The sequence below is a fragment of the Poseidonibacter sp. genome, from assembly GCF_041821165.1.
Taxonomy (GTDB): Bacteria; Campylobacterota; Campylobacteria; order Campylobacterales; family Arcobacteraceae; genus Poseidonibacter.
In genome coordinates this window covers 1-12445 of sequence record NZ_JBGUES010000056.1, presented here as the reverse complement: position 1 = coordinate 12445, position 12445 = coordinate 1, and the positions used below count along the sequence as shown (strand labels likewise).

The 12445-nt window shown below is 27.9% G+C and carries 11 protein-coding genes; 5 read left to right on the top strand and 6 right to left on the bottom strand.

Annotated elements, in window-relative coordinates; all coding sequences use genetic code 11:
• The coding region (locus tag ACERKK_RS06240) for a hypothetical protein (RefSeq protein ID WP_373772226.1) at positions 1-234 on the top strand (234 nt) is incomplete at its 5' end.
• 136 nt (positions 235-370) lie between these two features.
• Complete coding sequence (locus tag ACERKK_RS06235) at positions 371-2140, top strand: YgiQ family radical SAM protein (protein ID WP_373772225.1); 1770 nt, start codon at positions 371-373, stop codon at positions 2138-2140.
• Positions 2141-2216: 76 nt separating this feature from the next.
• On the opposite strand, the gene ACERKK_RS06230 is transcribed toward ACERKK_RS06235, so the two are convergent.
• Positions 2217-2858, bottom strand: a complete 642-nt coding sequence (locus ACERKK_RS06230) for an adenylate kinase (RefSeq protein ID WP_373772224.1) — start codon at positions 2856-2858, stop codon at positions 2217-2219.
• A 130-nt stretch (positions 2859-2988) separates the two neighbouring features.
• Between ACERKK_RS06230 and ACERKK_RS06225 the strand changes: the two genes are divergently transcribed.
• From ACERKK_RS06225 to ACERKK_RS06215, 3 genes are all read left to right on the top strand, one after another.
• Positions 2989-3573 (top strand): adenylate kinase, encoded by a 585-nt coding sequence (locus tag ACERKK_RS06225; protein ID WP_373772223.1) that lies wholly within the window; start codon positions 2989-2991, stop codon positions 3571-3573.
• A 22-nt stretch (positions 3574-3595) separates the two neighbouring features.
• Positions 3596-4360, top strand: a complete 765-nt coding sequence (locus ACERKK_RS06220; RefSeq protein ID WP_373772222.1) for a competence/damage-inducible protein A — start codon at positions 3596-3598, stop codon at positions 4358-4360.
• A 104-nt stretch (positions 4361-4464) separates the two neighbouring features.
• Positions 4465-6798: a rhodanese-like domain-containing protein gene (locus ACERKK_RS06215; protein ID WP_373772221.1), complete on the top strand. Its 2334-nt coding sequence runs from the start codon at positions 4465-4467 to the stop codon at positions 6796-6798.
• Positions 6799-6808: 10 nt separating this feature from the next.
• Here the strand turns inward: ACERKK_RS06215 and ACERKK_RS06210 are convergent, their stop codons facing one another.
• The 5 genes from ACERKK_RS06210 to ACERKK_RS06190 form a co-directional block, all read right to left on the bottom strand.
• On the bottom strand, positions 6809-7477 hold the full coding sequence (locus ACERKK_RS06210; protein ID WP_373772220.1) for a tetratricopeptide repeat protein: 669 nt from the start codon (positions 7475-7477) through the stop codon (positions 6809-6811).
• Complete coding sequence (locus ACERKK_RS06205) at positions 7474-8496, bottom strand: alanine racemase (RefSeq protein WP_373772219.1); 1023 nt, start codon at positions 8494-8496, stop codon at positions 7474-7476. Before ACERKK_RS06205 ends, ACERKK_RS06210 begins: the two co-directional genes overlap by 4 nt.
• Complete coding sequence (gene uvrC, locus ACERKK_RS06200) at positions 8497-10353, bottom strand: excinuclease ABC subunit UvrC (protein WP_373772218.1); 1857 nt, start codon at positions 10351-10353, stop codon at positions 8497-8499.
• A gap of 151 nt (positions 10354-10504) precedes the next feature.
• Entirely contained in the window at positions 10505-11752 is a 1248-nt protein-coding gene (locus ACERKK_RS06195) for a GGDEF domain-containing protein (RefSeq protein ID WP_373772217.1), read from the bottom strand.
• A gap of 15 nt (positions 11753-11767) precedes the next feature.
• Positions 11768-12445: substrate-binding periplasmic protein (locus ACERKK_RS06190; protein WP_373772216.1), on the bottom strand; the 678-nt coding region annotated here is incomplete at its 5' end.

The following is a 12445-nucleotide window of genomic DNA, read 5'->3' as shown; positions in this document are numbered from 1 at the left end:
CTTTTAGAGTATGATATAGAAAATAAAGAACACTGTATTGGTATTCTTGTTTCATCTTTAGAAAACATATCAACAGTTGAAAAAAAATCAATTCAACATATACAAAATCATTTCTTAGGAACAGGTACTTTAGTTGAAAGTATTGTAGATATAAATGATTATAATGATTCAAAAATAGCAATGATTTTAGATATTAAAAAAATTGATGATAATTTAACAAAAACGATAAATTAACTTATATTATTATTCCAAAGCAATACGATATTGAGGGGCATCAAGTTAAATTAATTTTATCTTGTATTTATAGTATATATAACATAGATTTAGGCACAATACAAAAAAACTATAATATATTAAAGAAGAATAAAATATGAGTGAAATTAATAAACCAAATAAATTTTTACCAACTACAAAAGAAGAAATGAATGAAAGAGGATGGACTGAATTAGACGTAGTTCTAATTACAGGAGATGCTTATATTGATTCTCCCTTTATGGGAATTGCTGTAGTTGGAAGAATTTTAGAAGATATTGGATTAAGGGTTGGAATTATTGGACAACCTGATGTAAATTCAGATATCGATATTAAAAGAATGGGCGAACCAAAACTATTTTGGGGAGTAAGTGGTGGAAGTATTGATTCAATGGTATCAAACTACACTGCAACTAAAAAATTTAGAAACTCTGATGATTATACTCCTGGTGGAAAAAATGAAAAAAGACCGGATAGAGCAACATTAGTTTATACAAACTTAATTAGAAGACACTTCAAAGGAACGGTTCCTATTGTTTTAGGTGGAATTGAAGCTAGTTTAAGAAGACTTACACATTATGATTATTGGTCAAATAAGTTAAGAAAACCTATTTTATTTGATACAAAAGCTGATTATATGATTTATGGTATGGGTGAGCAAGCTATTATTGATTTAGGAAATACACTAAGAAATGGTGGAGATCCTAAAAATATTAAAGGTTTATGTTACATATCAAAAGAACCAGTAGAAGAGTATTTATCAATTCCCTCTCATCAAGAGTGTTTAGATGAAAAAGAAAAGTATATAGATTTATTCAAAGCTTTTTATGATAATAATGACCCAATGTATTCAAATGGATTATGTCAAAAAGTTGATAATAGATATTTAATTCAAAATCCACCAAGTGATCATATGGATCAAAATGAAATGGATAAAATCGCATCTTTCCCTTATCAAAGAGATGCTCATCCATATAATGCAAAAGATGGAAAAGTTAAGTGTTTAGAAACTATTAAATTCTCTATTATGACTCATCATGGTTGTTGGGGAGAGTGTAACTTCTGTGCAATTGCTGCTCATCAAGGTAGAACAATTAGAACAAGAAGTGAAGAGAATATTTTAAAAGAAGCAAAGCATTTTACTACACTTAAAGATTTTAAAGGAATTATTTCAGATGTAGGTGGTCCTACTGCAAATATGTATGGATATGAGTGTGTTAAAAAAATAAATAAGGGAACTTGTATTGAAAACAAAAGATGTGTAGATGCACATAGACTTTGTAGAACAATGAAAGTTGACCATAGCAGAAACATTAAATTATTAAAAGATATTAGACAAATTCCTGGAATTAAAAAGGCCTTTGTAGCTTCTGGAGTTAGGTATGATTTAATTACAGCAGATAAAAAACATGGTCAAGAGTATTTAAAAGAGATGGTTGACCATCATATCTCAGGACAAATGAAAGTTGCACCAGAGCATACATCTGATGAAGTTTTACATCATATGGGGAAACCTGGAAAACAAACACTAATAGATTTTAAAAAAATGTATGATGATTTAAATAAAAAGTCAGGAAAAAAACAGTTCTTAACATATTATCTAATAGCAGCACATCCTGGTTGTGAAGAGAAACATATGCATGAGTTAAAACAGTTTACAACGCATGAATTAAAAATGAATCCAGAACAAGCACAAGTGTTTACACCAACTCCTGGAACTTATTCAGCTGTAATGTATTATACAGAGATGGATCCATTTACTAAGAAAAAAATCTTTGTAGAAAAAGACCAAAGAAGAAAAGAGAGACAAAAAGAGATTGTTGTTCCTAAAAGAGAACATTTTAATGCAAGAGCAAAAAAAATGAATTCAAATGGAATGCAAGGTTAGATTGTTTTAATAATTACAAATTAAAAAAAAGGGCAACTATTTTATATAGTTGCCCTTTTTTATTTTTTAAAAAGACTTACGAAAGTGCGTTAAGCATATCTGTAGTTACTTCTGAAACATCTTTTGTTCCATCAAGCTCAACAAATACACCCATATTTGTATAGAAGTCAATAAGTGGTGCTGTTTGTGCATGATATGCTTCTAATCTAGAAATTACAGTTTGGGCATTATCATCTTTTCTAATCATTAGTTCACTTGAACAGTAATCACAAACATTTTCTTCTTTTGAAGGATTAAATTCAACATGGAAAGATGCTCCACATTTAGAACATACTCTTCTTCCTGTAATTCTTCCAACAATTAATTCATCTGGAACATTTAAAGAAATTACTTTATCAAGTGAAATTCCCATAGTTGCCATTAGTTGATTTAAAGATTCTGCTTGAGGTAATGTTCTTGGGAAACCATCAAGGATAAAACCTTTTTTACAGTCAGACTCAGCTAGTCTATCTTTAATAATACCAATGATAGTTGAATCAGGAACTAATTTTCCCTCATCCATAAATTTTTTTGCTTCCATTCCCATATCTGTTTTATCAGCAATTGCTGCTCTTAAAATATCACCTGTCGAGATTTGTGGAATATTATATTTCTCAATTAAAAATTTTGCTTGAGTTCCTTTACCAGCTCCTGGTGCACCAAATAGCATTAAATTCATGTTTTATGTCCTTAGTTTTTTAGTATTGTATAGAAAAAGCTTTTAATACTACATAAGGTTTCAATAGTACATAAAGAATTTAAATGATTTTTGATACAATTGTGCCATTAAAATTCAACTAAGGGCAGAAATGAAAAAATTATTTTTAATTATTGGAGCACCTGGAAGTGGTAAAACTACAGATGCACAATTAATAGCTGCAAAATACGATAATATTACTCATTATTCAACTGGAGATATGTTTAGAGCAGAAGTATCAAGTGGAAGTAAAAGAGGTCAACTAATTGATACTTTTATTAGTGCTGGAAATATCGTACCAATTGATATTGCAATAGAAACAATAGTAGGTGCAATTAAAAAAGCTCCAACAGATGTAGTTGTAATTGACGGTTATCCAAGGTCTGGTGAGCAAATGACTGAATTAGATAAATATTTAGAAAATGAGCCAGAAGTAGAATTAGTAAATGTTATTGAAGTTGAAGTATCAAGAGAAACAGCTTTTCAAAGAGTATTAGGAAGAGCAGCCGATGCACAAGTTGTAAGAGCTGATGATAATGAAGAAGTATTTTTAAATAGAATGAAATTATATACAGATCCATTAGCTGAAATCCAAGAATTTTATACACAGAAAAATATCTTAAAAATAATTAATGGTGAAGGTACTATTGAAGAAATTGTAAATGAAATGGATAAGTTTATTCAATCAAGAATCTAAATTTTTTAAGGACTAATAAGAAATGACTAATAAAAAAGTAAATTTTTATTCTGTTATTATTGGAACTGAACTTCTAAATGGGCGTCGTAAAGATGCCCATTTTTCTTTTCTAAATAATGAACTTCTAAAACGTGGTTGGGAGCATAAAGCCTCTTTTGTAATAGAAGATGATACTACGTTAATGACAAATATTTTTAATCTTATTAAAGCTGATAAAAACTCTGTTATGTTTTGTTTTGGAGGAATTGGCGCTACTCCTGATGATTATACAAGAGAAATTGCAGCAAAAGTTTTTACTGATTCTAAAATGCAATTTCATGAAGTTGCAAAAGAGAGAATTATTAAACAATTTAAAAAAGAAGCTTATCCTCATAGAATAAATATGGCGTATTTCCCTATAAATGCTAAGTTACTAACAAATATAGTAAATAATGTTGCTGGATTTTATTTAGAAGATAGATTCTTTTTTACACCTGGATTTCCTTCTATGAGCCAAGCTATGGTTATTGAAGCACTTGATAAGTTATATCCTAAAAATCAAAGTAAATATAAAAAATTTCTAACTGCATCTTGTGGTGAAAATGATCTTATAAATATAATGAAACAAATGCCTAAACATTTAGATTTTGCTTCCTTACCTAAAATTTTAAAAGATAAAAGAAAAGTTGTAATATCTTTAGCTGGGTATGAAAAAGATGAGGTAGATAAAAATTTTAAACTTTTTACTGATTTTTTAGAAGAGAAAAAAATAGAGTTCATTTTAGAAGATATAAATTGTATAAAATAGATTGAATTTGAAAATAAATTACTTAAAATCTTATTTTAAAACATAATATAAAGTTTTTTATATATAATAATGGATTAAAATCTTATTTCTTTAGGAATTCTTTAATGCAAGATAATATTAACTTTATGATACTTTCTAGACAATTAGATGATTTACTAAAATCCAATGCTAATATAGTTATTATCGATGTTAGAACTTTTGAAGAGTATAAGCAAGGTCATATTCCAAAAGCTATAAATATTCCAGAAATCTTCACTTATTTACCTGAGGGAATTACTACAATAATTGAAAAAGAGAGTTTTGTTGAATTTTATGAAAAGATATTTTCAGAAGCTGGAATTAGTAAAGATGAAATAGTTGTTTTTTATGAAGATAAATTTACTTTAAAATCACCAAGAGGTCTAACTATATTAAAATATTTAGGTTATGATGAAGAAAAAATAAAAGTCTTAGATAGTGGATATTATGGTTGGCTTAATCAAAAATATAAAATATCTACAAAAATAATACACAACACTCCTAAAATATTTAAAGCAAATGTACAAGAGGATTTTTTTCTTGACTACAATGAAATGCTAGAAGCATTAGATAATACAAATATTATAAAACTTGATGTAAGAGACAAAGATGAATGGGTTGGAATAAGTTCATCTCCTTATGGAATAGATTATGCTCCTAAAAAAGGAAGATTACCAAATGCTGTTTGGATACAGTGGTATGACTTTATTACAGAAAATATGCTAAGTGTAAAATCCTTAGAAAAAATTCAATATGAGCTTGATAAAAATGATATAAAACCAAATGATAATATTGTTTTATACTGTTTTAAAGGTGCAAGACTTTCAAACTCTTATATTGCACTAAGAAGGCTTGGTTATAAAAATATAAGAATATATTTCGCTGGTTGGAATGAATGGTGTAGAAAAGAGAATGCTCCAATTATCAATGAAGTAGAAAATAATAATAACCCACTTTTACAAGAAAATATCGCTTTAAAAAAGAAATTAGATAAGTTAAATTTAGAAAAAACAAACCTAATTGATTTCCCTAAATATAATAAAGAACCAATTTTTGCTTTTGATAGAGAAGGTTTTGTATGTTCACAAAATGAACCTAAAAAACTTAAACTACCTAGTATTTTAAAATTTACTGATATTTTTAAAAATGCTAGTAAAATAGAAATCTATAATATTATTGATAATAACCAAAATAGAGATATAACTTATAAAGAGGGCGATTCATACTACTCTTTACACATAATAGGTTCACGTGATGCTAATAAAATACTTGTATATGGATTTGATACAACAAAGATATATAAGCTAAATAATACATTGGATAAAAAGAATCAAGAGTTGAAAAATAGTCAAGAAACATTCAAATTATTATTTGATATTGCTCCAATATTAATAGACTCTTTTGATAAAAATGGAAAATGTATTTTATGGAATAATGAGTGTGAAAAAGTATTTGGTTGGACAAAAGAGGAGTTAAATAATCATTCTAACTCTTTTGAACTATTTTATCCAGATCCAAATATTCAAAAAGCAGTTATTGATACAATTTTAGTCCAAGAAAAAGGTGTCTTTAAACAATGGCATCCTTTAAATAAAAAAGGTGAAGTTTTAACTACAATGTGGACACATATTGATCTTCCTGATGGGGAAATTATTAATATTGGATATGATATTACTAAACTTAAAGATGATCAAAAAAAACTTGCAGAACAATCAAAACTTGTAGCTATGGGAGAGATGATTGCAAATATTGCACATCAATGGCGACAACCTTTATCTGTAATATCAACAGCAGCTACAGGCTTAAAAATAACAAAAGAGAATAATCTTTTAACAGATGATTACTTATTTGATATGTGTACTTTAATAGATGAAAAGGCTCAATATTTATCAAAAACAATTGAAGAGTTTGGTGATTTTGTAAAAGGTAATATAAAAATTGAAAAATTTACTATGAAATTTTGTATTGAATCTTTTTTAAAAATATTAGAAGAAAGAATAACTATAAATAATATAAATGTTGTTTATTATATTGAAGATGATATAAAAATTGAAAGTTATCTAAATGAATTAACACAGTGTTTTATAAATATATTAAATAATTCAATTGATGTATTAGTTGAAAAAAATAATATTAATAATAGATATGTATTTATAAATCAAAAAGTTGAAAATAATAAAATCATAATTATATTTAAAGATAATGGAAATGGAATTTGCGAAAGTATAAAATCTAAAATATTTGAACCATATTTTACAACAAAACATAAATCTCAAGGTACAGGATTAGGCCTTAATTTAACACATAATTTAGTAAAAGAGATTTTTAATGGAAGTATAGAAGTTAATAATGTAGATTTTGAGCATGAGAGTAAAAAATATCAAGGTGCTGAATTTAAGTTGATTATTCCTATTAAATAGTTTTTTTGATTTATTTTACTGGTTTATTATAATCACCAATATTCCAGCCATTATCACTAGGATAATTCCCTAAATTATAATCATTCCATACTTTTATACAAAATTGATTTCCTTTTTCATATTGATCTTTTGCAAAAACATTAGCTCTACCAAAATTTGGAAATACACCTTTTCCTGAAGCATACATATATGCAACATAACAATTTGCTGAATAATCTTTTCTTTTTGATGCTTCTTTGAAATAATAAACAGCTTTTTTATAATCTTTTTTTACAGTAATTCCAAATAATAGATGTTTACCTATCATTGTAAAAGCTTTAGCATGATTTTGTTCACTTGCATCGATAAAAGTATTGTAGGCTTTTGCCTTATTATAATAAGGGCTTTTTTGCGAGAAATAAAGTTTGGCAAGTGTATATGTCGCTTCGTTAAAACCTAATGATGAAGATTCTTTTAGCAAGTTATATGCTTTTGTTGTACTTTTAGCTATTCCTTCACCCCTTAAATAAATTTTTGCTAATTCGTACATTGCTTTTGGATTTTCTTCTTTAACTAGTTTTTTATAAAAAGGTAGGGCTTTTAGGATACCTTCTTCTTTATGTATTATTTTTATTTCTTGTAAAGTTACAGCATTTAAAAACTCTGCTAAAAAAACAAAAGCTATAACTTTTTTTTTCATACTATGGTTCTTTTTATGCTTTTACTTAAAGTAGTTGTAATTTCATAAGTAATAGTGTTTTGAATTTTAGATAAATTTCTAACATCATCAAATATACAAACTTCATCATCTAAAGAATTCAAGCTTAAGTTATCCATTGAAACTCTTCCTAATACTTCATAACCTTTTGGTGTAAGGTATTTTTGATTTTCATTTAGTCTTAAAAAACCATCTCCATAACCTACATCATAAGTAGATACAATCATATCTTCTTTTGCTGTAAATGTTCCACCATATCCAAGGCTTTGACCTTTTAATAACTTTCTTGAAGATATTTTATTTGCCCAAAGTGATAAAACTGGTTTTAAATTTGGATTATCAAAAACTTCATCACTTTCAAGATAACCATACGTTGCAATACCAACTCTTGTCATATCTTCATTGAAGTTTTTTGTTCTAAATAACGCAGATGAATTACAAGAATGAAAAATTGGTAAGGAAACTTTAAGTTGTTCACATAAGCTTTTTACACTCTTTTTTACTTCATTAAAAACAGAATTTTGCCAATAAAAAGTAGTGCCTACTTCATCTGCACTTCTATGATGTGTAAATATCCCTGTTATTTTAATATCTTTCTTTAAAAGCCTTACTATAGCTTCTTCAAGCTCATTTGGAGCTAGACCATTTCTATGCATTCCTGTGTCCACTTTAATATGCACATTACAATTATTAGCTAATGTATCAATTTGTTCAAGAGAATTTAAGGCTATGTGAAAAGTATGTGAATAAGTGTGCATGTTATTTTCAGCAAGAATTAATATTTCATCAAATAAATTCTCAATTTCTAAAGCTTCATCTAAGGTTCTAACTACTGCTTTTGTGATTCCAAACTCTTTTGCTAAACTGGCAATCTCTTTTAGTCCATGACCATATGCATTATCTTTTAATACAATTGCTACTTTTTCTTTTGAACCTGCATGATTTGAAATAATTTTTAAATTATGAAATAAATTATCTTTATTAATTAAAATTTTTGCCACTTATTCTTCTTTCTGCTTAAAATAATTTGATATAACAATAGCATCTTTTTCGTTTAGAACTTCTTTTAATTCCTCAACAGATGCACTTTTGATTTTGCCAAACTCTCCAAAATATAGAAGAAGTTTTTTAACTTTTGCTTCTCCAATTCCTTTGATTTGTAAAAGCGATATTTGTTTATCTTCTGTTCTTTTTTGTTTTTTATGAAAATTGATTACAAATCTATGTGCTTCATCTCTTTGTCTTTGTACAAACTGTAATCTTTGGTCACTTGTAAGAAGTTTCAACTCTCTATATTCACCTTTTTGGTCTCTATAATGAATAATATCTTTAGCAGCTCCCTTAGCTCTATGTGCTTTTGCATCAACCTTTTCTTTTGCAATTGCAATAATATCTAAGTTTACACCAACTGATTGAATAATATCATAGGCTAATTTTAAAAGAGTAGAACCACCATCTAAAACCCAAAGGTCTGGTGCAGGATTCTTTTCAAAACTATCAACTCTTCTCATTAACATCTCTCTCATTTGAGAGTATTCATCTTTTGATTCAAGATTATAGTGTCTGAAATCTTTTCTATCAAAAGCATTTAACTCTTCATTCCATACAACCATAGCACCAACAGTTGCTTGTCCCATCATATGTGAGTTATCATAAGACTCAACTCTGTATGGTAGGGTTTGCAGATTAAATAGTTTTTTTAACTCTTCATAAATATTTGTAGAATTTTTTGAAGAATCAATTCGTAAAAGCTCATCACAGTTATTTAGTGCAACTTGAATTAAATCTTTTTTCTTATCTTTTTTTGGATTAAAAAGTTTGATTTTTTTAGAAAAAGTTTCATATAAGAAGTTTTCAATATCCTCTTTTTCATCAACTTCAATAGCCGTTAAAACCTCTTTTGGTAAAACTGGAATTTCATTATCATAGTAGTTGATAATTGCTCTTTTATATGCTTCATTTAAATCAAAAGTACTTTCATCTTCATCTTCTACATAATCAATTTGTATAAAATCATAAGAAGAAGAAGTTAATTTCCCATCTCTTATAAACATACGAACAATTACAGCTTTTTTCTTTCCTGCTTTTATTGCAAATAAATCAATATTTTCATTTGTAGCTAAATCCATTCCTGATTTTATTTGAGATTTTTCAATTGTTTTGATTCTATCTCGAAGTTTCATTGCTTCTTCGAATCTAAAATCTTCTGAATATTCCATCATTTTTTCTGTTAGTTTTGCAATTAGTTTTGATTTATTATAAATATAATCAAGTGCAGTTTCTACAATCTTTGAATAATCAGCAGTATTTATTTTACCCTCACAAGGTGCATGGCATCTTTTGATTTGATGAAATAAACAAGCAGCTTTTCCTTTGATACATGATTTTTTTTGAACTAAAGGAACAATCTCATAAATACTATCTAACATATCTTTTGCACCAGTAGAGTAGGGACCAAAGTATTTGATATTTTTATTTTTATAAACACGTCTAGTGATTTCTAAACGTGGAAAAAGTTCAGAATAATCTATATAAATATATGGATATGTTTTGTCATCACGAAGTAAAATATTGTACTTAGGTTTTAGCTGTTTGATTAAAGAGTTCTCTAAAATCAAAGCATCATGCTCATTTGGTACGACTATCCACTCTACAGAAAATACCTGAGAAATCATCTTATGAATTCTAGGGCCTAGTTTATCAGCTGGTAATAGTTTTGGAGTAAATTTAAAGTAGGATTTTACACGATTTTTTAAAACCTTAGCTTTTCCAATATAAAGTAAATGACCATCTTTATCAAAGTATTGATAAACACCCGCATCATTTGGTAGTTGTTTTAATTTTTCTTCTAATTGCATGATGGAATTGTAGCTAAAATATGCTTTTTAAAAGGGTGTTATTGAATTTTTTTAAAGTAATAAAGTATTTATTATCTTGTAAAGAGTAGATAACTCTGTGTGTAATATGGAAAACTTTTTTTGGTGAGATAATCTAGAGATTATAATATAGCTATTGCTTACCTTCAACTCTGTTTCTACCATTTGCTTTTGCTTTATATAAAGCATTATCAGCACGTGCAATAATTTTATCTATATTTTCATCACCATCATAAATAGATACTCCAAAACTTGCACTAAAATTCCCAATGTTTGGAAAATTATATTTGCTAATTATTTTACGAAGTGATTGGGCTAGTTTGATAGTTCCTTGAAAATCAGTTTCTGGACATATTATCATAAACTCTTCACCACCCCATCGTCCTAAAATATCAATTTTACGTATATTTTCTTTAAGTATTTTGGCAAATTGAATAAGTACTTGATCACCAACTTGATGACCATAGGTGTCATTTACTTTTTTAAAATAATCAATATCTATAATAATAATACCAAAACTACTTTTGAAACGATTACTGCGGTTAAATTCATCATTGAGTGCTTCATCAAGTTTTAGTCTATTGAAAAGTCCTGTAAGCTTATCTGTAATGCTAAGGATTTTGTGCTCATTTAAACGCTCAATCATTTGGTTATAGCTATCTTTCAATATTAACAGTTCATTTGTATCTGTCCAATGAAGGTTTAAATCAATAGCTTGAGGTGAGAGTACATCTTGCTTACGTATTTTAGTTGTAAACTCCGCCAAAGGTTGTCCTAGATATTTTTTTATAAAATAAAAGATGATAAACCAAAGTGCAATTGTTTTGATGATGGAATTGATTAAAATAAGAATAAAACCATATTTAACCCGATCAAATACCAGTTGGTTATTGGAGTATAATGTAACTTGACCTAAAGGTATTTTATGATCAAAAGCTGCTCCTTGATAATCCATAGGAAACTCATGCTTAAATAATGTCTCAGTACCAAAACCAAACTCTTTTTGCTTTGTTTCTTTTCCAGAAGAATCGTAATAAGTTATCTCATTTTTTTCGTTGAGCACTGCTCCAATTTGCAAATCCATTTTATGATCAATTGATTCAACTTTAATCCCGACTACAATTGGTAAATTGTGCATACCTAATAAAATAGATTGCAATAATTCTTTATTGTAAGTCCAAACTGAGTCAACAATACCTCGATTAAAAGTAGCTGGTAAGGTTTGAATCTCGTTATAGAATTTAGCTTTAGTATCTTCATACTCTTTATAAAGTTGCACAACTGTTACTACTACTGCAACTAAAAAATAAACGCTGAAAATCGTAGTTAATAGGTGTAAAGCAATGCTTTGACGAAAACGTTTTAATACAGAGTTGATCATTAAATAATAAACCTTTTACTTAGATTGCCAGTCTTTAATTCCATATTTATCCAAAAGAACCTGTAGCCGTCCATCTTCTCGCATTTTTATAGTTTCTTCTGAGAGAATTTTAGCATACTCTTTTGAGCTCTTTTTTTTTGGTGAGAAACTAGCAAAAACATCAATTACTGAGTCCGTTACTCCAGAGACTTTTACTAAATCTGTTTTACCCATTTGAGCGATTTTATATTCTAAAACACTTTTATCTTCAATAATAGTAGTTATCCTTCCACTAATTAACATCTCTAACAATCTTTCTAATGGCTTTTCACCCTTCATTGCCAAAACATTACTTGGTTTTGTATCAAGGTATTCCATAACTGTTGGATCAACATAGTCATAACCATCGATTATACCGATTATCTTAGCTTGTTTAAGTGATTGGGTTCCTGTATAGCTCCATGAAGAGTCTTTAAGGGTAAAAAATGTGCTGTTACTTTTTCCAAGTGGAAAATCTGGAAAAATAAAATCAGGTGCTTCTTCTCTAAAACAAGCCATAGTACCATCTAGTTTTCCTTCTCGAACCAATTCTAAACCACGGGCATAATTAACTTCTACAAACTCAACTTTATGACCTCTTGCTTTCATAGTTTCAACTAATAGATCTCCTAAATAACCAACTTTTCCATCATTTTCTCCTGGCAAGCAATCGTA